This window comes from Spirosoma pomorum (assembly GCF_054776615.1).
Map to the genome: position 1 here is coordinate 1,196,851 of NZ_BAAHBP010000001.1, position 25,766 is coordinate 1,222,616.

20 protein-coding genes are annotated in these 25,766 nt (G+C 49.4%); 13 read left to right on the forward strand and 7 right to left on the reverse strand.

Translation table 11 applies throughout. The annotated features are described in order from the left end of the window. Window positions 1-60 precede the first annotated feature (60 nt). The 8 genes from ACYVAD_RS04940 (at window position 61) to ACYVAD_RS04975 (ending at window position 9,926) form a co-directional block, all read left to right on the forward strand. Window positions 61-1,998, forward strand: a complete 1,938-nt coding sequence (locus ACYVAD_RS04940) for a M1 family metallopeptidase (protein WP_461138346.1) — start codon at window positions 61-63, stop codon at window positions 1,996-1,998. Between the two features lie 21 nt (window positions 1,999-2,019). Further along, a complete protein-coding gene (locus ACYVAD_RS04945; protein ID WP_461138347.1) occupies window positions 2,020-2,511 on the forward strand; it encodes an NADH-quinone oxidoreductase subunit C in 492 nt (163 codons plus the stop codon). 74 nt (window positions 2,512-2,585) lie between these two features. Then, a complete protein-coding gene (locus ACYVAD_RS04950) occupies window positions 2,586-4,250 on the forward strand; it encodes a hypothetical protein (RefSeq protein ID WP_461138348.1) in 1,665 nt (554 codons plus the stop codon). 82 nt (window positions 4,251-4,332) lie between these two features. Beyond that, a complete protein-coding gene (locus ACYVAD_RS04955; RefSeq protein WP_461138349.1) occupies window positions 4,333-5,376 on the forward strand; it encodes a class I SAM-dependent methyltransferase in 1,044 nt (347 codons plus the stop codon). 390 nt (window positions 5,377-5,766) lie between these two features. After that, entirely contained in the window at window positions 5,767-6,813 is a 1,047-nt protein-coding gene (locus tag ACYVAD_RS04960; RefSeq protein WP_461138350.1) for an OstA-like protein, read from the forward strand. 27 nt (window positions 6,814-6,840) lie between these two features. Then, window positions 6,841-8,253: a tetratricopeptide repeat protein gene (locus tag ACYVAD_RS04965; protein WP_461138351.1), complete on the forward strand. Its 1,413-nt coding sequence runs from the start codon at window positions 6,841-6,843 to the stop codon at window positions 8,251-8,253. A gap of 178 nt (window positions 8,254-8,431) precedes the next feature. After that, window positions 8,432-9,124, forward strand: a complete 693-nt coding sequence (locus tag ACYVAD_RS04970; protein WP_461138352.1) for a YjjG family noncanonical pyrimidine nucleotidase — start codon at window positions 8,432-8,434, stop codon at window positions 9,122-9,124. A gap of 7 nt (window positions 9,125-9,131) precedes the next feature. Next, the gene (locus ACYVAD_RS04975) at window positions 9,132-9,926 is read left to right on the forward strand and encodes a 3-hydroxyacyl-CoA dehydrogenase (protein ID WP_461138353.1); all 795 of its coding nucleotides are present in this window, start codon (window positions 9,132-9,134) and stop codon (window positions 9,924-9,926) included. A gap of 74 nt (window positions 9,927-10,000) precedes the next feature. On the opposite strand, the gene ACYVAD_RS04980 is transcribed toward ACYVAD_RS04975, so the two are convergent. Next, window positions 10,001-10,822: an FKBP-type peptidyl-prolyl cis-trans isomerase gene (locus ACYVAD_RS04980; protein WP_461138354.1), complete on the reverse strand. Its 822-nt coding sequence runs from the start codon at window positions 10,820-10,822 to the stop codon at window positions 10,001-10,003. A 148-nt stretch (window positions 10,823-10,970) separates the two neighbouring features. Further along, window positions 10,971-11,936 (reverse strand): fasciclin domain-containing protein, encoded by a 966-nt coding sequence (locus tag ACYVAD_RS04985; protein WP_461138355.1) that lies wholly within the window; start codon window positions 11,934-11,936, stop codon window positions 10,971-10,973. 252 nt (window positions 11,937-12,188) lie between these two features. Between ACYVAD_RS04985 and ACYVAD_RS04990 the strand changes: the two genes are divergently transcribed. The 5 genes from ACYVAD_RS04990 (at window position 12,189) to ACYVAD_RS05010 (ending at window position 18,822) form a co-directional block, all read left to right on the forward strand. After that, window positions 12,189-12,926: an isoprenyl transferase gene (locus ACYVAD_RS04990; RefSeq protein WP_461138356.1), complete on the forward strand. Its 738-nt coding sequence runs from the start codon at window positions 12,189-12,191 to the stop codon at window positions 12,924-12,926. A 109-nt stretch (window positions 12,927-13,035) separates the two neighbouring features. Then, window positions 13,036-15,630 carry an outer membrane protein assembly factor BamA gene (gene bamA, locus ACYVAD_RS04995; protein ID WP_461138524.1) on the forward strand — a complete coding sequence of 865 codons (2,595 nt, stop codon included), beginning with the start codon at window positions 13,036-13,038 and terminating at the stop codon, window positions 15,628-15,630. Window positions 15,631-15,794: 164 nt separating this feature from the next. Next, on the forward strand, window positions 15,795-16,376 hold the full coding sequence (locus ACYVAD_RS05000; RefSeq protein WP_461138357.1) for an OmpH/Skp family outer membrane protein: 582 nt from the start codon (window positions 15,795-15,797) through the stop codon (window positions 16,374-16,376). A gap of 21 nt (window positions 16,377-16,397) precedes the next feature. Further along, on the forward strand, window positions 16,398-17,051 hold the full coding sequence (locus ACYVAD_RS05005; RefSeq protein WP_461138358.1) for an OmpH/Skp family outer membrane protein: 654 nt from the start codon (window positions 16,398-16,400) through the stop codon (window positions 17,049-17,051). A 208-nt stretch (window positions 17,052-17,259) separates the two neighbouring features. Next, window positions 17,260-18,822 carry a hypothetical protein gene (locus ACYVAD_RS05010; protein WP_461138359.1) on the forward strand — a complete coding sequence of 521 codons (1,563 nt, stop codon included), beginning with the start codon at window positions 17,260-17,262 and terminating at the stop codon, window positions 18,820-18,822. A gap of 82 nt (window positions 18,823-18,904) precedes the next feature. Here the strand turns inward: ACYVAD_RS05010 and ACYVAD_RS05015 are convergent, their stop codons facing one another. The 5 genes from ACYVAD_RS05015 to rpoC form a co-directional block, all read right to left on the reverse strand. Further along, window positions 18,905-19,774, reverse strand: coding sequence for an aldose 1-epimerase family protein (locus ACYVAD_RS05015; RefSeq protein WP_461138360.1), 870 nt, complete (start codon window positions 19,772-19,774; stop codon window positions 18,905-18,907). 86 nt (window positions 19,775-19,860) lie between these two features. Next, entirely contained in the window at window positions 19,861-20,328 is a 468-nt protein-coding gene (rpsG, locus tag ACYVAD_RS05020; protein WP_176565521.1) for a 30S ribosomal protein S7, read from the reverse strand. Window positions 20,329-20,386: 58 nt separating this feature from the next. Next, a complete protein-coding gene (gene rpsL, locus ACYVAD_RS05025) occupies window positions 20,387-20,809 on the reverse strand; it encodes a 30S ribosomal protein S12 (protein ID WP_461138361.1) in 423 nt (140 codons plus the stop codon). Window positions 20,810-20,907: 98 nt separating this feature from the next. Further along, entirely contained in the window at window positions 20,908-21,231 is a 324-nt protein-coding gene (locus tag ACYVAD_RS05030) for a DUF3467 domain-containing protein (RefSeq protein ID WP_461138362.1), read from the reverse strand. 91 nt (window positions 21,232-21,322) lie between these two features. Then, complete coding sequence (rpoC, locus tag ACYVAD_RS05035) at window positions 21,323-25,693, reverse strand: DNA-directed RNA polymerase subunit beta' (protein WP_461138363.1); 4,371 nt, start codon at window positions 25,691-25,693, stop codon at window positions 21,323-21,325. Window positions 25,694-25,766 lie beyond the last annotated feature (73 nt).

The window sequence follows — 25,766 nt, forward strand, 5'->3', positions numbered from 1 at the left end:
GGATTACAGTATATTTGACCAGCTCCTTTACGGGGGCTGGTTTTCTTTTTCCCGAAGGTTATGCAACGACTCCTGCCTGTTCTGCTGCTGTTCTGTTTTGCTTCGCTGTCGTTCGGGCAAAACCCAGCCTCTATTTTCCCGAAACCACTGAGCCCCCGGCTGGCAAATTATCAGATCGACGTAACGCTCGACCCAACAACCAAAAAGCTAACCGGACGTGAAACGCTGACCTGGCGTAATCCTTCGAATGACGTCGTTCGCGAATTACAGTTTCACCTCTACTTAAACGCTTTCCGGAACGAACAATCGACATTTATGCGAGAGTCGGGCGGACAGCTGCGTGGCGATCAGATTGACCGGAGTGCAAAGGAAAGTCCTTACGGCTCCATTGATGTGGTTTCGATGAAAGTACGAGGGGGTGAGTCGCTGGCTTACCAATTTATCCAGCCCGACGATCAGAACAAAGATGATCATACCGTTATCCGGGTGCCGCTCAGCAAACCCGTCGGTCCCGGCGAAACGGTTGTGCTGGACATTAATTTCCGGGCTAAACTTCCAAAAATCTTCGCGCGCACGGGATTCAGCCGGGACTATTTTCTGGTCGGACAGTGGTTCCCCAAAATTGGCGTGTACGAACCCGCCGGTACTCGATACGCTACACAAGGGCAGTGGAATTGCCACCAGTTTCATGCTCATTCTGAATTTTACGCTGATTACGGGGTCTATGACGTAAATATTACCACGCCAACCCAGTTCTGGGTCGGGGCAACGGGGCTGATGGTTGGCGAGAGAAAGAACCCCAACGGCACCAAAACGCTACGTTGGCATGCGGAAGATGTCGTCGACTTTGCCTGGACGGCCTCCCCGCATTTTCAGGTTGTCAATGATAAATGGAAACATGTCAGTATTGAACTTCTGCTCCAGCCCGAACACGCGGATCAGGCTAAGCGGCATCTGGACGCCATCAAAGCCGCTCTGGCTTATTTTGATAAGAATCTTGGTAAATACCCATTCCCTAACCTCACGATCGTCGATCCACCTGTGCACGCAAGTGGCTCAGGCGGCATGGAATACCCGACGTTCATCACCGCCGGTACCGCTTGGTTTATACCAAAGGGAGCTCGAATACCCGAGACAGTGACCATCCACGAGTTCGGGCACCAGTACTTCATGCAATTACTGGCTTCGAACGAATTTGAAGAGGCCTGGCTGGATGAAGGGTTCAATCAGTATTACGAAGGCCGGATCATGGACGATACGTACGGCGTTCGTTCGTCGGCGGTTGATTTGCTAGGCTTCCGGATGGGCGACATGGAAAGTTCGCGGGATAGCTACGTTCACCAGCGGAACCCGGCTATTGGCTCTTCGTTCGGCAATACCTGGCAACTTCCCGACGGCCAGTACGGCGTGTTAACCTATTCCAAAACAGCTACCTGGCTCAAAACGCTGGAGGGTCTAGTCAGCAAACCTGTTATGGATGAGATTATGCGGACGTACTTCCAGCGCTGGCAGTTCAAGCATCCGAATGCTGACAGTTTCATCACCATTGTCAACGAGATCGTTACTAAACGACTGGGCACCAAATACGGCCCCGATATGAACTGGTTTTTCGACCAGGCACTTTACGGCGATAAGGTCGTCGACTATGAGCTGACTAGCATCCGCAATCAGAAGCAGGGAAACCTATACCGTTCGACCGTGCTGGTGCAGCGTAAAGGCGATGGCCAGATGCCTATAGACGTACGGGTTCATTTCGACAACGGCAAAGAGCTGCTGCTGTTCTGGGATGGTAAAGCGCGTCAAAAGGCTTTTTCGTTGACCGAAGACGCTAAAGTTGTCTGGGCGAAAGCCGACCCAAAGCAGAAGTTGTACATGGATACTAACTTCAACAACAACAGCCTGACTTTGGCTCCTTCAACCGCTCCAGCCGCCAAATACGCTACGTCCTTTCTGTTTTGGCTCGAAAACTGGATGCAATGGCTGGCCTGGCTGGTGTAACTTTGCGGCTTACTCGCTACTATGACATTCACCGAACTATACAGCCTGCTGGAGGAGAAATTCCCTCAAATACTTCAGGCTAATACGCAGAATTTACAGCCTTACGTCATCGTTCCTGTTGACAAACTGGTAGCCGTTTGCCAGTTTCTGCGCGACGACAACCGGCTTTTCTTCGATCTGCTAGCTTGTGTCACGGGTCTGGATAACAGCCCGGCGGCCGACACGATGGATGTAGTCTACAACCTGACCTCTATCCCCTACGAACACGATCTCATGCTCCGGGTTACGGTCCCTCGGAACACGGGGGGGAAGTCACTGCCCACGGTTCCGAGTGTCGCTCATATCTGGCGAACGGCCGACTGGCACGAGCGGGAAGCGTACGACTTGGTTGGCATTTTCTTCGATGGCCACCCCGATCTCCGTCGAATTCTACTGCCAACCGATTGGGTTGGGCATCCACTGCGGAAAGATTATAGGGAAGAAGAAAAATACCACGGCATCAAAACCAGCTAATTTCCTCTCAATTTTAAGAATTGGGTTGACAGTTTAGGTCTTTCGTTTGTTATTGCTTTATCCTTTTGCGAGCAATGAGAAACAGCTATACAGTATCGCTTACCTTATTTTTTCTCTTTCTTTTATTTACCAGCACCAGCTGGGCGCAGGTCGATTCAGTAATCGTTACGGGACAGATTAAAAACCTGTCAGCTCGTTTGTACCGCGAATCACCCACCGTTTTTGTTAGCCGAAACAATATCCTGCGGGCAGGTCGCGAACTGGTCCGTCCGGCGCCATTGGCCATTGACGGTACCTTCCGCGTGTCGCTTCCGTTGCTCTATCCGCAGGAAGAAATGTACTTCACTTATGGTCGAATCTCAACCGCCTTTCTGGCGGCCCCCGGGACGCTGACAATCACGCTGGACGCTGATTCTCTATTTACAGCCGCGGTGCCCTTTCGGTTTGCGGGTGTCAACGCGCAGGTTAATCAGCAGTACGCTCGTTATAAAGCCTTTGAAGCAACCTATCCCAATAAGCCTGATGGACGTAAAATAACCAACAGCACCGAGGGGAAGAGCGATATCTTTGCTTACCAAATCGCTTTTGACGCGTACCAGGCCCCCTTTCTAGCGTATGCGAAAAAAGAAAAGCCGTTCCCACTAGTCAGAAGCTGGCTTCAATCCATCTCGCGGTACAACGCAGCGTCTTTCTTATACGAACGAGCCCAGGCGTTAGGAACTGATATTGAACCTACAATAAGCGACACACTCCGCCCGGCCGATGACATTCTGTTAACAGCGGCCCGTGCTTCGGCTATGAACCGTTTTGCTTTGTATGCCATTCAGCAAAGCTCGACGCCCGAAATTACGCGTCAGAACAGCGGTTTGTCGGTACGGGCGCTGTCAGAGTTATTGCTTCGCTACGGACGCGTAACGGACGATGAACGCACCCGGCTGGCCGGCTACGTTGATAATAACAACGCGCGGGCTTCGGACATTAACTTCTTCAACCGACTCATCAAACGCAGCAACGATACCATTCAGCGGCTAGTGTTCTACGAATTACTCCAGCAACGTACCCGAACTAAATTTAAGGAAGCGGCCACTGATTACGTTACCGCTTACTGGCTGGCCGACGTGTTACCGGGCCTGACCCTCAATTTTTCGGCACTCCTCTACGACTATGCCCGTCCTCGTATTACCAGTCCCGTCCTTAAACAATCCCTGGCCGAACTTTATGCACTTGAAGTTAAGGATAGTGCACAGGCTCAGCAGGCAGTAAAAAAACTGCAACAGGCCAAAGGTGAAATTAATGCCCTCGACTTGTCTAACGGTATTTTCGTTACCCGCGACGCGTTTATCGACGGTCGAGCCTTGTTGGATCGCGTTGTTAACGCAAACCGGGGCAAGGTTATTTATCTTCTGATGACTAGCCCCGATTCGGAAGCGGGCCGTCAGGCCGCCCTGGACGCGCAGCGGCTTCGTGATTCGTATCGGAGCCGGGACTTTGCGCTGGTTTACCTGCCTAACTTTGGCGACGACCCTCGTTTATGGATTGAATTTAGCACGAAGAACAAACTTGCGGGGGATCATCTGTTACTTACGCTGCGTCAGCTCGAAGACCTGCTTGGTTATTTACGATCGACAGAGGAAATAGCCGCTACTGTGATCAACCGTACAGGCAAGGTCGCCAAACGTAACGCACCCTTACCTGATGCATTCGAAGAAGTCAGAAAAGTCTTGGCCAAAAGTTTCTAGCGATAACTTTTCATTGGCGACTTCTTGAAAGCTACACAAAATCGGCCGGGCGGAGTTGTATAGACATACGCATTTCTCCCGCATGCAACTCACTATTTCCCCAGAAAATCCACTCGAGTGGTTTGCCCTACAAGCTAACCTGGTTCCAATACCGCTTCTTCACGCTCAGGTCATGCCGGTTATGGCTAAAGCTGTTCTGGAAGCCGCCGATAAAGGAGTTTTTGATGCCCTGGTTCCGAGTCCCCAATCCCTTGACGAGCTGGTAACGACTTTACAACTTAACCGTAAAGCACTCAGCGAACTGATGGGTTTACTGACAGCCATGGGTTATTTTACGTTTAACAATGAACGGTTTTCGTTGACTCGAATGGCGCGTCGCTTTGCGGCAAAAAATGATCCTCAGTCGGTGCAGGGTATGATGATTTTCAACAATCGAGTTGTCTGGGATTGGTTGAATCATCTGGGTGAGTATTTGGAAACGGGTCAGGGGATTCAGTATCACAATACCTTATCGGCGCAGCAATGGCACTACTATCAGGAAGCTATGGTAGCGGCCAGTAGCGCCGAAGCCAGTGAATTTGGCCGACGTGCGCCCGTTCCCAAATCAGCTACGGCCATGCTTGACGTTGGCGGTTCTCACGGGCAACACTCGGTAGCACTCTGCCGGAAATTCCCGGCGCTGAAGTCAACGATCTTGGATCTCCCCCAGGCTATTGAGCAGGCCGCCCCCCTCCTGGCTCGTCATGGAATGGGCGACCGGGTCGTTCATCAGTTAGGTAATGCACTGACGGATGATTTTGGCGAAAATCAGTATGACATTGTCCTGTTATCAAGCCTGGCTCATCATTTCACAGCGGACCAAAACCAACACGTTACGGAGAAAGTAAGCCGGGCGTTACGCCCCGGTGGCGTTTTCATCGTCAACGAATTTATTCGCCCCCAAACCGGCGAAAAGCCCGAGCTGGTCGGCAGTAGTACCGATTTGTTTTATGGGCTCAGCAGCACAGCGGGTAACTACTCCATAGCTGAAATTCAGCAGTGGCAGCAGACGGCTGGGCTCCGATCCCACAAGGTTGTCTGGTACCGAACGCTACCAGGCCGGGCTATGGTTGTGGCAAAAAAATAGCGTATTCAACCTGTCTCTGCTGGCTGTCTACGTTGGCGCTGAGCTAACCTTCCCTTTTTTTATTGAGGGATTATACGGTTTGGTACTTACTCGCAAATAAGAACTCAAGTGCAAACCACGTGCGATGTTCTCTAGTACTTTCTTCAAAAAAAGAGGTTAATGTATCGTCAAATATATATTTGAATCAATCATATATAGAATATATGATATGATGCTGACTAAGAGACAGATTGCTATTGAAAGCAGTTGAAAGTCGTTCAACATACCCTATTTGTCCTAGAATTATACATGAGTGACTTGGACAAAGGCAGTCAGTCTTACTAGCCATAGAGATCCAGGCTAAGTTCTTTTTTGAGAGAAAGTAGACACAAAGGGGGCTCTATAACTGCTATGGTTTCCCGAAAACGTATACTTACTTTCAGCTTACTTACCAGAATTATTTTTTCATTACAAGGGTTACTTACGGCATTCATCGTGCATGCTCAACCCAGCCTGAATTTGCCGGAGCAACTGACGGCGAATCTTGTGGAAACCAAAGGTTTGACGCAGATTCTAACGGGCAACGTTAAGTTACGGCACAAGGGAGTTGTGTTGTTCTGTGATCAGGCGGTGCACGATATAGCGATGCACTCTGTCCGCGTTAACGGCCATGTTTTGGTTGTACAGGGCGATTCAATCACCGCCCGTGGTGACTCAGCCAACTTTGTCTATTCTGACAGCCGTCTGCAGATATACGGCCGGGTTATGTTTCAAGATCACAGAACGATACTGACTACTACCCAGTTTGACTACGATCTGGCAGCGGGTGTCGTCACCTATTCGCAAAAAGGTCGTATTGTCGACGACAAGAACGTATTAACCAGCCTGAGGGGCATCTACAACGTTCAGCTAAAACAGTTCATCTGTCAGCAATCGGTTCAACTGGCAACCAGAAAAAGTACGGTAAGAGCCGAATCGATGGTGTACAACACAGTTACCCAACGCTTGGCTATCCTCCCCAAAGTCGTTAATCCTACCGAAATAGAACAGCCTACTGCCGCCAATCAGTTGGTTCATCAGGATGATAAACGTGTGACCGCCACGCTGGCTACACATCAGCCAGTTGCCGAACAGGCACCTATGGTCACCACGCCAGCACCTGTTGCAAAACAGGCTATCTTACCCAAAATAGCTATTAGTCTACCTGCGTCTGTCCTCGACGCTAATACTAAGTTGGCCATGGCAGCAACGCAAGACGTCCCTAAAGCTAATCTGACGGCGATACTCCCACCGAAGCCACAGCCTACAGCAGCCTTCTCCTCAGCTGTAAACAAACCCCATTCACCAACATTCCAGCAAGCTATTCCGGCAACCTCATCTAAATCAGCTGTTGTGTCAACCTTCTCCGATATCAGCGATCTGGAGGTGGAACTCAACAAGAAGAAGCGCTTTCACTAGTATCGTTTACCTACCAATTCACTTAAAATGAAGTACTTATTAATTTCTCTTGCTCTAATCTTTTCGGTTAGGGTTACAACCGCTCAGGATGCTCGGTCTGTTACACAGGCTATTCATTATATCAAACTGGCCAGTACCCTGCGTGAAGTCAATAAATCGGATGAATCAATTAGCCTCTTAAAACGAGCGTTGCCTGCTGTCGAATCGAAGAATTTATATTGGGAAGCAGTCGCTAATGAAATGCTTGGTAGTTCATATAATGACCTGGAAGAGTACGACGCGGCCGTTCACTACCTGGAGATTGCCCGGTCGCAATATGCCAAACTCAAGTACGTAGCCAGCGCCTGGGGCGTTAACGAAATCATCCGGGACATTTCAGGCAAGAACCTGTACGCAGGTATTCAGGTCGGTGCATCCGATGTTAAACTGGCTATTTTCAAGACCCAGTACGAGAGCGACTTCTACGAGAAAGATATTCGGTCGGTCATCAATATTCCGGATATTACCCTGGTCAGTGATGCGTCCAACGCCTTTGGCAAGCAGCAACTAGCCTTGAAAAGCTGCCTGGATTCAATTCAGCGGTATAACATCCCCAACGAGCGGGTGTTTATCGTTTTCAGCAGTGACGTAAAAGGCGGTCAGACGGGTAAATTAGTTAACAAAAACCGGCTTTACGACGAGCTGGCTGGTATTCTGCCTAATGGTAGTAACCTCAAAATTGATACATCCCTAACGGCCGAACGAGAAGCTGAGCTATTTACAATTGGTGCTATTCCCCGTAAAGTATGGCCTACTACGTTTGCGCTTAACCTGGGGAATACCAGCACAATGGGTGGTTATTTTGACGCTGACAAGTCGTTCCATCACACGGTTTCCCCGCTGGGCGTAATGACGCTGGTAGATCAGGTGGACCCCAATCGGACAATGGACCTGGAAACGTATCGAACGGCTATTCAGCAAGCAGTAGCAGTTGTCCCTAACAGTAGCCTGGCTTCTGAAGAAACAGGTTTTAAAGGGCGAAAAACCATTGGTGTTGGTGGCGACATTGTAAAAGCGCTGATTACTTATCTACACCCTGATAAATCGACCACTACGGCGATAGCTATAACGAAACAGGATATTGATCAATTCAAGCGGCTCGCCCTTAGCGATTATGCTTCGCTGGTTCGTCCGGACCTGACCTTTATTACTGATCCTATTATCCTTGCCAAGGCCACTCAGGACATTCGCGCCATGCAGAACCAGGTTACCCAAAAGCAGCTCATTGCAGGAGCGCTCCTGCTCGAAGCCACCGCCAACGCTTATTCGCGACAGGGTACACCCAAACGGATGGTCTTCATCCGCGATTCGGACATTGGCTGGGTTACAGGTAAGTTTCTGGAAACGATCAACTTCGAGTACGAATCAACCATTGCCAAAGGATCGCTTTATACCCGCTAAGTACGGTACTTCGCAAAAAGTTAGCCAGTGAATGACACACCATGCTATGTCATTCACTGGCTAACTTTTTTGTGGAGATAAAACAAACTTTTCGTTACTCCTGAAGATTGGTATTACTGTAACATTGCCGATACGCATTGGTAGTTGATCCTATCCTTGAGCAAGAATCACCCTTTATATGCCTTACAAACACCTTTTCTTTGACCTTGATCATACGCTCTGGGACTTTGATCGTAATTCGGCCGAGTGTCTTTCCGAATTATACACGACCTTCCGGCTAGCCGATGCAGGCATTACGTCCGAAAGCGAGTTTAGCCGCCATTTCATCGACATCAACAAGAAACTCTGGTCCGACTACGACAAAAACCTGATTGAGCACACGTTCATTCGGGAGAATCGTTTTCCCATGACTTTTCGTTCCTTGGGCGTCGATCCCGTTCAGATCAAGGCCGATCTCAACGCCGAGTATCTACGTATATTACCTTATAAACCGCATCTGCTGGAGTCAGCTCGGGAACTCCTCGATCATTTAAACGGTCGCTATCCAATGCACATCATCACCAATGGCTTTGCTGAAATTCAGGCGGTCAAGATGGATAGTGCTGAGATTGCCTATTATTTTACTAATGTCGTTACCAGCGAGACTGCCAACGCCAAAAAGCCCGACCTGCTGGTCTTCGAGTATGCTTTACAAATAAGTGGGGCTACCGCAGCCGAAAGCCTGATGATCGGAGATAACTACGAAGCCGACATTTTGGGAGCCAAGCGAGCTGGCCTGGATACAGTTTTTTACAATCCGGCGGGCCAGTCCGTTGACGAACAACCCACGTACAATATTCGGCACTGGAATGAATTGATGGAAATCCTCTAACCATGCTATGGACGTAGCACAGACAACCGCTTTGGTCACTGGGGGAGCCTCCGGACTTGGAGAAGCCACTACCCGATTGTTGGTTCGTAAAGGAGCCAACGTAATTATTGTTGATCTGAACGAGCAACGGGGAGCAGCATTAGCGGAAGAACTGGGACCGAAGACCCGTTTCATCAAGACAGACGTAACCAACGAAGCCGACGTGCAGGCGGCCGTCAATCTGGCCGTCGAAACGTTTGGCGCACTTCATATTAACGTAAACTGTGCGGGTATTGCCGAAGCCCGAAAGACCGTTGGTAAAGTTTCTGGTACGTACGGTGCTCACTCCCTGGCTGTCTTTCAAAAAGTTATCGCTGTTAATCTGATTGGTACGTTCAATGTCATTCGGCTGGCAGCCTTGGCAATGGAACGTAATGACCCTCAGCCTGAAACGAGTTCGTTCGCGGGCGAACGGGGCGTTATCATCAATACCGCATCCGTAGCTGCTTTTGACGGTCAGATCGGACAAGCAGCTTACGCAGCATCAAAAGGAGGTATCGCCAGTATGACGCTGCCTATCGCCCGCGACCTGGCGCGCTTGGGTATTCGGGTAATGACCATTGCGCCGGGCCTGTTTGAAACTCCACTACTGGCTGGTCTTCCCGAAGAGGCTCAGCTTTCCCTAGGGCAGCAGGTACCTTTTCCTTCTCGGTTAGGCCGCCCAACTGAATATGCCCTACTGGTACAGGCCATCATTGAAAACCCCATGCTCAATGGCGAGGTAATTCGGTTGGATGGTGCTATCCGAATGGCACCGAAATAATTACACTATGCTTTTCAAAAGGAAACGCCATTCCAAGGTTGGAATGGCGTTTCCTTTTTTAGAAAACAACTGGTTTATTTGGCGGATACGACCTCTATATCGAATCGTAGCGGTGCGTATGGTGTAATGACATACCGGTTATTACTAACGCGTCCATCCGTTCCATACCCCAGCGATGAAGGAAAAATGATAGTAGCCGCTTCGCCGATCTTAAGTTTCGACAAACCTTCTTCAAAACCTTTTACGTAGGAATTACGGCCCAGTACGGCATCGAACGTACCGGTTCCTGTACTATCGAATGCCGTCGCCGAACGTAACATTTTTCCTTTGTATTTGACGGTCAACGTTTGGCCAATACCAGGGCTAGACGCGCCTGCTACTTCTTTTGTTTTGATGAACCGAAGACCAGTACCAGTCGATTCAACGTTGGTGAATTTCTGAGCCGCGATATACTCATTGATCTGCTCATCCTGCGTTCGGGAGCGGTTGAGTGTTATGTCAAATCGCACCACCGAATAAGCGGGCAGATTCGTTTTCGCTTCGCTGCCATATCCAAGGTACGACGGAATCAGCAATGCCGTTGTTTCTCCTTCCCGCATCAGGCTTACGCCTTCTTCCAGACCAGCCAGAATTGAATTAACTCCCAATGGGTAATACACAGGGTAGCCTTTGATCGTTGAGTCAACCAGGGCTCCGGTCAGCATGTTGGTAGCCTTGTACGTAAATTCAACCTCTTCGCCAATGGTTGCTTGCTTGGCGGTCGGCTTGGCGACGAGCGTTCTGTAGTAAAGACCTGTACTACTCGACGTCCATTGAGCGCCACTCTTTGACACGTAATCTTTAATGTTATTGTCGTTCTCAGTGTACTGTTCGGTCGTTGAATCGACTGATTTCATACAGGCGCTTAAAGCACCTGTCAATATCACTCCGAGGATTGGAAAAAGAAGCTTGCGCATAAAAAACCTATTATCTAACTATTCTCACTACGCTTACTGACCCCGATTCGTGGCGAAGCGTTGGCAAACCTCTTACTTTTTTGTTGCTCTACGGCAACATCACCTGATCGATGATGTGCAATACGCCGTTATTGGCTACCTGATCGGCCGTCTTTACAGTACCTGTTCGCGGGTTGCTGTTACCCTTAAGCGTGACCAGACTACCCGCGACAATCGTTGTAAATCGAGTATTATTGAATAGAGAAATCAGCGATCCTGTCTGAATCTGGTTCGAAAATACCAGCCCTGACACCATGTGGTACAGTAAGAGATTAGCCAAAGTTTGCTGATTAGCCGAAGCAATGGCCGTTGGCGTCGTAAATCGACCATCCGCCTGGAAAGCAGCATTACTCGGGGCAAAAACCGTGACCGGGTTCGTCATTGATGTAGCCGACGTACTGAACGTAGCCGCAATCGTTGGGTTCGTGGTTCCCACCCGCCGGATAGCGGCTGCCAGCAGTGTTAGGTCGGGGTTGTTATCGATAGCCGCCAGTAAGTTTCCCGCCGATGGCGTCAGCACCCGGTTAATGATATGAATGTAGCCATTAGCCGTCGATACGTTCGCCTGCGTGAGGGTGGCGTTGTTGATCGAAATTACCGCATCGCTGCTTTTGTTAATGAACGCGGTTCCCTTGTTGGCCATATCAATCGCGTTCTGGCCCGTTGGCAAATCGCCAGCGGCAACCGAGGCCGGGAGCAGATGATACAGTAACAGGGCCTGAACCTGATTGGGCGTCCGGCTTCGGATAGCGGCATCATTACCCAGCCCCGCAGCCGTGAATGCGGCATTCGTCGGCGCAAACAGCGTCAGGTTCCCACCCTTGAACGTATCAACCAGACCAGCGTAATTCATGGCCGCCCGCAGAAGGCTAAACTGCTCATCTTCCAGTATAATATCCGTGATCGTCTTGGGTTCAGCTACGGTCGCTTCATCCCGACTACAACCCAGTACGGTCAATACAATTCCAAGAACAACAAACGTGTGGCGGAGGCCTACCAGCAGCATGCGATGCATAAATAGTTTAATTATCTTGAACACAGGCGGTAGTAGTGAAACGTCCGTGCAAGACCGATATTTCATCGCTTCTCAACATACCAGCCTTCTGTCTACTACCATACCTGACTTGCGTTCGCAAATATAGGGGAATCCGACCGCCCCGAACATTCACCAATTTACTGATTCCGTATCGGCCAACGTACTGACCTTCTGCGTAAATTTCTGTAACTTCGCGGTCTTGTTAATAAATCTTAAAACTCCCCTATTGGGATGAAGGAACTCATTGACCCGAGCAATCTGCCTCAGCACATCGCCGTTATCATGGATGGAAATGGACGCTGGGCAAAACAGCAGGGCGCGGCACGGGTGTTCGGCCACCGCAGTGCCATCAAGGCAGTCCGGGAAGTTACGGAAGGATGCGCTGAATTGGGCGTAAAATTTCTGACGCTCTACGCGTTTTCCACCGAAAACTGGAACCGCCCAAAGTTTGAAGTCGACGCGCTGATGACGCTACTAGTACATACAATCAAAGGGGAGATTAAAACACTGATGGACAACAACGTCCAACTGGCAACCATTGGGCAGACCGACAGCCTGCCTGCCGACTGTCGCCGGGAACTGGCCGATGCTATTCAGGCCACGCAGCAAAACACGGGCCTGACACTGGTTCTGGCGCTTAGCTACAGTGGTCGCTGGGAAATTCTTCAGGCTGCCCGCCAGTTGGCTGTAGCTGTACGGGATGGTCAGATTCAACCCGAGCAGATCACAGAAGCGCTTTTTAGTCAGCATCTGGCAACGGGTGGTATTCCTGATCCAGAGTTGATGATCCGAACCAGTGGCGAAATGCGTATCAGTAATTTCATGTTGTGGCAGCTTGCTTACTCCGAACTGTATATGCCCGAGGTGCTGTGGCCCGATTTTCGAAAAAAGCATCTCCACGAAGCCATTTTAAGTTACCAGCAGCGCGAACGTCGGTTTGGCAAAACCAGCGAGCAGTTAACCAGCTAGTTTATTTGGGGGTATCATGCTGATTGACAGTTAGTTTTTATTCGTCATGCTTGCAACTGATCTTCCCAAAAAAGAATCCCCACAAGTAACAAACAATACGTACGTCAACTTGGAACACCGTATAAACGTTTTATTGGGAGCAACGCTTTTGCTCATTAGCCTGCTGCCTGCTACCATTCAGGCACAGGTACGCGTCGGCGTAGGTCGTGGTGTAGAAGCACCGGCCAGCAACGACGATCTGCTGAATTATGCCAACCCTAAAGAATACGAAATCGTCAGCCTAAACGCAACGGGTACTCGTTATCTCGACCCAAATTCGCTGGTTTCACTGGCGGGACTGAAGGTTGGTGATAAAGTACGTATTCCGGGTGAAATCGTTGGTTCATCCAGCCGCAAGCTGATGGACTCGGGGCTGCTCGACGATGTTGAGTTAAAAGCCAATCATGCTGGCGAGGGTAAAGTCGCTCTTACGTTCATAGTACGTGAGCGTCCCCGGCTTTACCGCGTGTCGTTTATGGGCGTGAAAAAAGGAGAACAGGATCAGCTCAAAGACAAAACCAAGCTGAACCTGGGCAAGATCGTAACCAATACGATCGTCAAAAACACGCAGCTTGCCGTTAAGAAGTACTTTGTCGACAAAGGCTATCTGAACACGAAAGTTAAGATCACAACGATTCCTGATAGTAGCCGGAATAACGCGACGCTGCGGGTGCTGGTCGATAAGGGCCAGAAGGTTAAGATCGCTAAAATTACGTTCGATGGCCGGGAAGAACTGGACGATGCTACGGTTCGGCTTAAGATGAAAAGCACGAAGCAGAAGCGATTTGGCCGTCTGTTCAGTCCGTCGAAGTTCGTCCCGAAAAAATACGACGAGGATAAGCAGAAGCTGATCGAGTACTACAACAAGCTTGGCTATCGCGATGCAGTTATCGAGGATGACAGCGTTATTCACAACCCGGATAATACCATTAGTCTGGTTATGAAGCTCGACGAAGGGCACAAATACTATTACCGCAAGGTTGACTTCTCCGGTAACTACCTGTATCCTGCTGATCGGCTACGGGAAGTGTTGGGCGTTGTGAAAGGCGATGTGTATAACCCGGAAGATCTCGAAAAGCGGCTTAATGGTAACCCTGGTCAGGACCTTAGCTCGCTGTATATGGACGATGGCTACCTGTATTACAACGCACAGCCCATCGAAAAATCAATTGATGGTGATTCGATTGACCTAGAGATTAGGATTTTTGAGGGTAAACAGGCTTCTATCAACCGGGTGGTGCTGAATGGTAATACGAAAACCAGCGACCATGTTGTGATGCGTTCGATCCGGACGCTGCCAGGACAGAAGTTCTCTAAAACGCTGTTGATCCGGACGCAGCGCGAGTTAGCAACATTGGGCTATTTCGATCCGGAGAAAATCGGTATCAATCCGGTTCCACAAACCGACGGTACGGTAGACATCGAATATACAGTAGAAGAAAAACCATCCGATCAGATTGAGCTTTCTGGTGGTTGGGGCGGCTACGTTGGCTTCGTCGGTACGTTAGGTTTGACCTTTAACAATTTCTCGGCACGTAATATCCCGAACTTTGGCGCCTGGCGGCCACTGCCAGCCGGTGATGGACAACGGGTTCAGGTTCGTTTCCAGGCCAACGGTCAGCAGTACCAGGTGTACTCAATGTCATTTACGGAGCCCTGGTTGGGTGGTCGCAAACCGAACGCGTTCTCGATCAGTGCCAGCCACACGGTTTATAAATCGTTCTTCGATGCTAGTAACCCATATGGCAACCTTTATCAGCCGTTGAAAGGCCGTACGCCAACGGGTTCGTACACCAACACCGCCTTCACGGTAGGTCTTGGCCGTCAGTTAAAAGTCCCCGATGATTACTTCACGTTGAGTAACTCATTATCGTACCAGCGCTACAACCTGAATAACCTGGATATTTTCTATATCGGTTACAGCAACGGTATATCGAACAACTTGACGTTCAACACGACGCTGGCACGTAACAGCATTGATAATCCACAGTTCCCCCGGTCGGGTTCTTCGTTCTCGCTGAGCGGATCGCTGACGCCCCCCTGGTCGGCGTTCCGAGGCACCGCGGCTCTGTCGAGTGCGGAAGATCAGTACAAACTGGTTGAGTACCACAAATGGATGTTCGACGCCAGTTGGTTCCAGACCGTGTTTGGTAAACTGGTGCTGAACGCCCGGGCGCACATGGGCTTCTTGGGAAGCTACAACCGCCGTACGGAAATTGGACCATTCGAGCGCTTTGTACTGGGTGGTTCGGGTCTGGCGGGTCAAGGTCAGTTTGCCCTGGCGCAAGACATTATCGGTCTGCGTGGTTATGATGACCGGAGCGTTTACACGGCTGACTATGATCAGACAACCAACTCGAACGTACGGAGCCGTGGTGGGGTTGCTTACAACAAGTTTGTTGCCGAATTACGGTACCCTGTTTCGCTTAACCCGTCGGCGACAATCTTTGTACTGGGCTTCCTGGAAGCGGGTAACAACTGGGGAAGTTACAGTCAGTACAACCCATTTGACCTGAAACGGTCGGCTGGATTTGGTGCTCGTATCTTTATGCCCGCCTTTGGTTTGATCGGTATTGACTATGGATACGGCTTCGACCGGATCCCAGGCGTGAAAGACCGGCCATCAGGTCAGTTCCACTTCACGATTGGTCAGCAGATCAGATAGATAAGAATTGACCCGCTTTCGTCGTTTAATCAGGAGAAAATATAGTCTTCTATTTCAGATCCTGATTAAACGAAAGCGGATCGAATTGCTCTAAAAGATGCGATTTCAGCAATCAGCTTTTATCTGAAAATCAACCATTCTGCGCAAAAATTGACTGGTTATCAATGAAAAAAAGCCTATTTTTTGTATTTTTGTGCGCTGTTTGGCTGGTTCCTTCCGCAAAGGCGCAAAAGTTCGGTTACGTTGACACGGAGTTTATCTTCGGTAAGATGCCCGAATACCAGAAGGCGCTGACCGAGATCGACAAGTTTACTGATAAGTGGTCGAAAGACATTCAGGATAAATACGTTGAGATTGATAAACTGCAGAAGACCTATCAGGCTGAAGAGATTCTGTTGACGGACGACATGAAACGCGATCGACAACGGACTATCAGCGATAAGGAACGGGAAGCCAGAGAGTACAATAACAAAGTGTTCGGTTACCAGGGGTTGCTTTTCGAGAAGAAAAAAGAACTGATGAAAGCGCCCATGGAGATTGTAAATCGGGCGATCGAAAAAGTATCCCAGCAAAAAAAGTTGAACTTTATGTTCGATAAGGCGTCTGACTTTGTGATGCTCTATACCGATCCCCGTCATGATTACACGGACTATGTCATGGAGGAATTAGGCCTCGACGCAACCGGCAAAACAACGGCTGGAGCTGCTCCCGCAACAAAAACAACCACAACAACAAACCCCAAATAGTTTCTTTAATTTAATCCCAAAATGAAGAAAAACCTCGTCATAGCGTTTGCCGTAGCTCTCTTAGCAGGCGGTCTTAACGCACAGGCACAAGCCCCAACGGCAGCACCAGCAGCAGCCGCAGCCGGTTCGCTGAAGTTAGGGTATACGAACATTGATTACGTACTGGCTCAAACGCCCGAAGCTAAAGATATTCAGAACCAGTTGACCATTCAGCGCACGCAGTCGGAAAACGAAATGAAGCGCATGAGCAAAGAACTGGAAGATAAGTATGAAGCTTATCAGAAAGGTGCTGCTCAGATGTCGGACGTAATCCGTAACGACCGCGAGAAAGAGCTGCAGGGTCTGCAAACCCGGCTTCAGGAGTTTGGCCGTACCGCCGAGCAATCGCTGCAAACCAAATACCAGTCGCTGGTAAATCCTGTCGTTCAGAAAATTCAGAAAGCTATCGATGCTGTTGCGAAGGATGAAGGTTATCAGTACGTATTCAATCTGGATGCTGGCTCGAATACCATCCCCATTCTGCTGGTAGCTCCTGAAGATAACAACATTACCGAGTCTGTCCTGAAAAAACTGGGTATCGACCCAACGAAAGTTCAGGCTCCTGGTTCGACCACAGCACCAGCCAAGCCTGCTACGACAGGTAGCAGCACGACGACTGCACCAAAGAAAAAGTAGTCTTCACAGTACTAAATCACTCGATAAAGCCCTTCCTAACGAAGGGCTTTTTTAATGCATTCGACTCTGGCAGTCCGATAGGCACTATATTTTCCTGCCTTAAATTGATGAAGAATTACTGACAATATCCGCAGTATCTCAAGTGCTCGTAAAATCTTCGCCTTATTTTTGCGTTCTTCAAAGACGAACTACCCTCTGCTCATCGCTTATGATCCGTCTAATCGGTAGCATCGTGTGGCTGCTACTTATTTCTTTTTTTAGAATTGGTTACGCCCAGGATACAAAACAATTACAACTCATTTTTCCATCACAACCGAATTGGAACGTCGTTCCCGAAGGAAGTACCGTTCGATTTGATCTAAAGGCAGCCGCTGCTCCTAGTGATACTATCAAATTCTCGCTTGGTCAGGATAAATTGGAAGGAATGCAACTTGATTCGTTGGGGCATTTCACCTGGACACCTAGTTATGCGTTAGCGGATCGTATTCAAACAACGCACGTATACCCTGTCACGTTTGAAGCCCGTAGTAAACATGGACAAAGCGTCAACCAAGTTGTCGAATTTAAAGTACTTCATGTAAACCGTCCGCCAATTGTTGGCGATTTACGTCCATTCTATGTGGGCTATCGCAAAGAGAATGTTCATAAGATCGATCCAGAGGTTGTGTACGACGCGGATGGCGATCCAATTGTCTTTATCCCCATCGCCGACCAGATGCCTGAGGGCAGTAAGCTTTCTTCGCAGGGTGAACTGAGTTGGACGCTCTCGCAGCAGCAGTTTAACAAACTCCGGCAGCAGCCTCAATACATTGAATTCTGGGTAGAGGATCAGCCGTCAAAAACGCGCACTAAAGGCCGTTTAAAAGTTGAGGTAACACAGATGGATCTAGCACCAGAAATTACGCTGGTGCCCCGGGAAACGTATTACAAGCTACGTGAGAATGCCACAGTCAATCTGAAGTTCTACCTGGAAGATCAGAACGGGGATGACGACGTAACGACTTTTGACTTCCTGTCCGACAATCAACAGATTCCAAAAACGGCACTAGTTAAGAATACTAATAACCAGTACGAGTTTATCTGGACACCAGGCTATGAATTTGTCAAGGATCCACTCGATAGTCTGACGGCGCACATCACCTTTTTTGCACTAGATAAAGCACAAAATCGGGACGAAAAGAAAATCCGCTTTACGGTCCTGAATACTGTCAACGAGCAGGAAAAGGACCGGTATTACTACGCTCAGTACCGCCAGCTGCTTGTTCAAGCGTGGGGCCTGGTTGAGCAACTGAGTGAAAAAGAAGAGCAACTAAAGCGCGATTATAGACGAGCGAAGAGCGGTAAACGGAATCGCTCTGTTGCGAATGCGTCATTGGGAGCTATAACGGGAGTTTCACCCGTGATCACGGCGCCTAACGCCAAATACGTGTCGGCAGTAGGCGGAACCGCTGTATTGACGATGGGAACGTTAGAAGCGACGGAGGTAATCGGTAAATCAATGAAGGATTTGCTTGATCGCTATAATTATGTATTAGGCAAGCGGAGTGAAATTCAGAATAAGGGTGATGTTTTTGCTCGCGAGTATTCCCTTAAATCAAGTCGGCGTACTAATGAATTCATTAAAAAGCTTGATGAGTTCCGTAACGCGATGAGCCTGAGTGGTCTGGTCGCCCTGGAGCTGGATGCGAACTGGCAGAGTAAGAAGGAAGCTACTGATAACGCCATCAAGCGTCGATTTAAAGACTTTGCCGCTTTAGAAGAAACACAATAAATATGCCTATACCCCGAGCATAAAAAGAGAGCGGAGCCCACACTTACGTAGGTTCTGCTCTCTTTTTATGCTCGAGGTATTTTCAGTTTATTTTTATCGAGAAAGTTGCCGAAAAGATTTGTCCGACAGCAACTTGCTGAATCAGTTCTTTTTGCTCAATAGGCCGCAACTCCCCTATCGAATCGGCACAACCCAGCCAGGGCTCAATGCAGACAAATGAAGCACCTGGTTTGGCCCAAATGCCCAGATACGGAAACTCATCGTAAGCAACCGTGACAGCTCGATCATTTTTGGTGCTTCGAATCGTCACCGAACGCGAACTGATCTGTTTAAAGACCAGTGCATCGTCATCGAACAGATGCTTGGTTAACAGCAAGCAATCCCCCTCAGTCGGTATTAATTTTGTTTCGCCCGTAAAGTACCCCTCTGCTGAAAGCATAGACGTTTCGAGCGGCTCTGCCTTCTCAAATTCCAGATAATAGTCTTCGTACGTTTCGCCTTCAAAAAATGGCACGGCGAACGCCGGGTGCGCCCCTACAGAAAAGAAAACAATTTTATCATCCTGATTGACAACACGGTACGTTACGTTCAGTTGGTTTCCTTGTAGATCATACTTGATCTGAAACTCAAATGCATACGGGTAAGCCTCAGCTGTTTGTTCGTTCGACTGTAAAGCGAACGTAACGCTGGAGTCTGTTGACTCTTTCAGACTAAATGTCGATTGTCGGGCAAAGCCGTGTCGCTGCATGGGGTAAGTCTTCTCCTCAACCAAAAGTTGATTGTTCAGACAACCGCCAACAACGGGGAACAAATTGGGCGCATACCAGGGCCAAACGGCTGGATCTGCCTGCCACAGGTGCTCAATGCTGTTTTCCTTGTCGAAGATCGACGTTAGCTCGGCCCCCTTTTCTTGTATTGTAACGCGCAGCGTATCGTTTTCTAGCGTAGCCATATGGTGAGAAACAACAAAAGCTACCCAATGTTGGATAGCTTTTGTATAAACTGATAACCACCGGGAAAATGGCTATCGTAAATGAATTAGAACCGGAAGTGCGAGAACGCCTTGTTGGCTTCAGCCATACGGTGCGTATCGTCCTTCTTCTTAACCGCTGCACCTTCACCTTTGGAAGCAGCAACGATTTCAGCAGCAAGCCGGTCTACCATTGTTTTCTCACCCCGCGAACGAGCGTACCGGATAAGCCATTTCATGCCTACCGCGACCTTCCGGTCTGCCCGTACTTCGGTTGGCACCTGGAAGGTAGCTCCACCGACGCGACGGCTTTTTACTTCAACCGCTGGCATTACGTTATTTAATGCCTTTTTCCACGTATCCAGACCGCTTTCGTTCGTGCGTTTTGCAACTACGTCCAGCGCATCGTAGAAGATGGCGTACGCCAGGCTTTTCTTGCCTTCGTACATCAGGTTGTTAACAAATTTGGTTACGAGAACCTCCTTATACTTAGGATCGGGTAATACGTAACGCTTGGGCGGTTTCGCCTTTCTCATGATTTCTTCAGATTTTTGATCTTACTCTGCCGTATTTCTCAACGGGCAGTCTGATTAATTACTTTTTCTTCTTAGCCGGTGCACCTTTTCCAGCAGCAGGAGCTTGACCTGGCTTCGGACGTTTCGCACCGTATTTCGAGCGGCTTTGCAGACGACCGTTTACACCAGCCGTATCCAGAGCGCCACGAACGATGTGGTAACGTACCCCTGGCAAATCTTTAACCCGACCACCACGAATCAGTACGATTGAGTGCTCCTGTAGGTTATGGCCTTCACCTGGAATGTAGGCGTTAACTTCCCGACCGTTCGTCAAACGAACCCGGGCAACTTTACGAAGAGCCGAGTTTGGCTTCTTCGGTGTCGTGGTGTACACACGCGTGCACACGCCCCGACGTTGTGGGCATGCGTCAAGAGCCGGCGATTTCGACTTGAATTCAAGCTTCTCGCGGCCTTTACGCACTAGTTGTTGTATAGTAGGCATTTGATAATTGGTTACAAAAAAACAGTCTTCCCGAATTTTGAGGTGCAAAGATAGGCAAAACCCGTTGAAAGTCAAACCTAAAGCCGTTAGATTTTCGGTTAAGCTTGACCAACTGGCCCGCCGTAACCACCGCCCGGAAATCGAAACGTATCGTTTGGCTCATTGATGCCTCCGTTAGCTTCTTCGTACCGGCTAATGTTCTCACGAAGTGCATCCAGAAGCCGTTTGGCATGTTCCGGCGTTAGAATAATTCGGGCTTTCACCTTGGCTTTGGGAACACCCGGCATTAGTCGAATAAAATCCAGGATAAATTCGCTGTTTGAGTGAGCAATCATTGCCAGATTGGCGTAAGTACCTTCGGCAATATCTTCACTAAGTTCTACGTCGATAGAACCTTCTGGGGTCTGGGATTGAGAATTCATAGTTGGGCTCTTTTTACAAAAATATACATTTACAAGAAACGCCCCGGTCGTTTCCAACCGGGGCGCTCCGTAAAATATAATTCGCTACGTATTAGACCGTTGCCCGTTTCTTACTACGAGCAAATTGTTCGCGTGATTCGGTAACCGTTTCCAGTTCCTCTTTCGAGCCAACAATCGCATTTTGGTAGCGACGGATACCCGTACCGGCCGGGATCAGGTGACCAACGATCACGTTTTCTTTCAGCCCTTCGAGCGTATCACGTTTACCGCGGATCGACGCTTCACTCAGTACTTTCGTCGTTTCCTGGAAGGAAGCCGCTGAGATAAAGCTATCGGTACCAAGCGATGATTGGGTAATACCCATCAACGTAGGCTGAGAAACGGCAGCCATAGCATCACGTACCTGCACTAGAGCGAGGTCACGACGTTTCAGGCTTGAGTTCTCATCCCGTAGACGACGGCTCGTTACGATCATACCTGGTTTGAAGTTCTCCGAATCACCAGCGTCGACAACGACTTTTGCGTCAAGAACTTTATCGTTCTCTTCACGGAAAGACCATTTATCAACTACTTGGCCTTCGAGGAAGTTGGTATCACCCGAGTCGATAATTTCAACTTTCTGCATCATCTGGCGTACGATAGCCTCGATGTGTTTATCGTTGATTTTTACCCCTTGCAGGCGGTATACTTCCTGAATTTCATTTACCAAATACTCCTGAACGGCCGTTGGCCCTTTGATGGCAAGGATGTCGCTCGGCGTAATGGCACCATCTGACAGCGGAGCGCCAGCCCGTACGAAGTCATTATCCTGGACAAGGATAAACTTCGACAGGGGTACAAGGTACTTCTTCTTCGTACCGTCTTTCGACTCGATGAAGATCTCCCGGTTACCCCGTTTGATCGTACCATAGGTTACAACACCATCGATTTCGCTAACAACAGCTGGGTTTGATGGGTTACGTGCTTCGAACAATTCCGTTACCCGTGGCAGACCACCCGTGATGTCGCGGGTTTTACCAACGTTACGTGGAATCTTCGCCAGTGGTTGACCAGCTTTGATCGACTGACCTGTTTTAACAACCAGACGAGAACCTACAGGTAAGTTATAGCTCTTCTGAAGTTTACCCGATGCGTCAGCATCCGGCAGGTGCAGTGTCATCGTCGTTGTCCCTTGAACAACGATAGCTGGGTTTTTTGCTTTATCGCGGCTTTCGATGATTACCATTTCCTGGAAGCCCGTCTGTTCGTCGAACTCTTCACGGTAGGTAATACCATCTTCAATCGCGTCAAACGTCAGCGTACCCGTCAGCTCGGACAGGATAACGGCGTTATAAGGATCCCATGCGCAGATATCGTCGCCTTTGCTAACGATATCCCCATCTTTCACCCGCAGGAACGCACCGTAAGGAACGTTATTGCTGATCAGAACTTGGTTACGGTCTTCTGGATTAACAATCCGAACTTCACCCGAGCGGCCCATAACGACCGTCTGTGGGTTTCCTTCAGAATCTTCCGATTCAACCGTACGCATTTCTTCAAACTCGATCAGACCATCGAATTTCGCTTTGATCGACGCATCGACCGCGATGTTCGAGGCCGTACCACCCACGTGGAAGGTACGAAGCGTCAGCTGCGTACCAGGCTCACCAATCGACTGCGAGGCAATAACACCTACTGCTTCACCGATGTCGACCATCCGGCCTGATGCCAGGTTACGTCCGTAACACTTAGCACAAACTCCACGACGAGATTCGCACGTCAGTACCGAACGAATTTCAACTGTTTCAATGCTGGTTTCGTCAATAGCAGCGGCAATCTCTTCCGTGATCAGTTCACCAGAACCAATCAGTTTGAGTGGTTTGCCTTCTTCATCTTTCTTCAGCGGATCGAAGATGTCGTGTACCGTTGTACGGCCCAGAATCCGCTCCGACAGAGGCTCAACGATATCCTCGTTGTCCTTGAGAGCCGATACCTGCAGACCACGTAACGTACCGCAATCGTCTTCGCTGATAATAACGTCCTGTGCTACGTCATGCAGACGACGGGTTAGGTAACCAGCATCGGCCGTTTTCAGAGCCGTATCAGCCAGACCTTTCCGCGCACCGTGCGTCGAGATGAAGTACTCCAATACGTCAAGACCTTCTTTGAAGTTCGAGAGGATCGGGTTTTCGATGATCTCACCAACCGAGCCCTGCAGGTTTTTCTGTGGCTTAGCCATCAGACCCCGCATACCGCCCAGCTGACGAATCTGCTCACGGGAACCACGGGCGCCTGAGTGCATCATCATGTAGATCGAGTTGAAACCACCCTGATCGGCTTCGAGCTGCTTCATCAGCGTCTCGGTTAGACGGGAGTTCACGCGCGTCCAGATATCGATAACCTGGTTGTAACGTTCGTTCTCCGTAATCAGACCCATCAGGTAGTTATCCCAAACGCTCTGTACTTCCGCTTTCGCTTCGTCAACCAGACCTTGTTTGGCTTCTGGAATCATTACGTCACTCAGACCGATCGACAGACCGCCTTTGAAGGCCATCTGGAAACCAAGTTCTTTGATCTCATCAAGGAATTGTGCCGTACGGGCACCACCCGAGATTTTGAAGATCAGCGCAATGATTTGCTGAAGTTTCTTCTTCGTCAGCAGTTCGTTGATATAACCAACCTCTTCCGGTACAGCCTGGTTGAACAACAACCGACCAGCAACCGTATCGATTACTTTATATACCAGCTCGCCGTTCTCATCCCGGACCTTCACCCGGCACTTGATGTTGGCGTGCTTCGATACACGACCTTCGTTGATACCGATGATAACTTCTTCAGCACCGTAGAACGTCATGCCTTCACCCACGATTGGGTACTCAGGAATGCTCTTACGACCTTTCGTTACGTAATACAGACCAAGTACCATGTCCTGCGACGGTACCGTAATCGGCGCGCCGTTGGCAGGGTTCAGGATGTTGTGCGAAGCCAGCATCAGCAGCGAGGCTTCAAGAACGGCTTCCTGACCCAGTGGTACGTGAACAGCCATCTGGTCACCGTCAAAGTCAGCGTTGAAAGCCGTACAGACGAGTGGGTGCAGCTGGATAGCTTTCCCTTCGATCAGTTTTGGCTGGAACGCCTGGATACCCAGACGGTGAAGCGTTGGAGCCCGGTTCAGCAGGACAGGGTGACCTTTCAATACGTTTTCCAGAATATCCCAGATAACGGGGTCTTTCCGGTCAACGATTTTCTTCGCCGATTTTACCGTTTTCACGATACCCCGCTCAATGAGCTTCCGGATAACGAACGGTTTGAACAGCTCAGCGGCCATGTCTTTCGGCAGACCACACTCGTGCAGTTTCAGTTCTGGTCCTACGACAATTACCGAACGACCTGAGTAGTCAACACGCTTACCAAGCAGGTTTTGACGGAACCGTCCCTGCTTACCTTTCAGCATGTCCGACAGCGACTTCAGGGCCCGGTTACCTTCCGAGCGAACGGCGTTGACTTTCCGCGAGTTATCGAACAGCGAGTCAACAGCTTCCTGCAGCATCCGCTTTTCGTTCCGCAGAATTACTTCCGGCGCTTTGATCTCGATCAGGCGTTTCAAACGGTTGTTCCGGATAATAACCCGACGATACAGATCATTCAAATCGGACGTAGCAAACCGACCACCATCAAGAGGGACAAGTGGACGCAGTTCGGGAGGAATAACCGGTACCATTTTGATCACCATCCACTCCGGACGGTTTTCGATACGGCCATTAGCTTCCCGGAACGCTTCAACAACTTTAAGCCGCTTCAGCGCTTCTGCTTTCCGTTGCTGCGACGTATCCGTAGCGGCAGCGTGACGTAACGAGTACGACAATTCATCCAGATTTACGCGTGACAGCAGCATCTCCAACGCTTCGGCCCCCATCTTAGCGATGAATTTGTTCGGGTCTTTGTCGTCGAGGTGTTGATTGCTGCTTGGCAGCTTATCCATGATGTCCAAATACTCATCTTCCGTTAGGAAGTCGAGTTGGTTGATACCATCCTCCGCTTTTACGCCAGGCTGAACAACAATGTACCGCTCGTAATAAATGATCTGATCCAGCTTTTTGGTCGATAGACCCAGCAGGTAACCAATTTTGTTTGGTAAGCTGCGGAAATACCAGATGTGCGCAACGGGAACCACCAGTTCGATGTGCCCCATCCGCTCCCGACGAACTTTTTTCTCGGTCACTTCTACGCCACAACGATCGCAGATAATGCCTTTGTAACGAATCCGCTTGTACTTTCCACAGTGACACTCCCAGTCTTTTACAGGCCCGAAGATGCGCTCGCAGAACAAGCCACCCATCTCAGGTTTGTACGTCCGGTAGTTAATAGTCTCCGGCTGTGTCACTTCGCCGTAGGAACTCTCCAGAATGGACTCGGGCGAAGCCAGGCTGATCGTCACGCTCTGGAAATCGCTATTGAGTTTCTTGTTCTTTTTGAACGACATTGGTTGGAGGTTTTATTTAAAAGGAGAAAAGGGAGGAAGGAGGAGCGGGAGACCAGAGAAGCAGACTTTGATC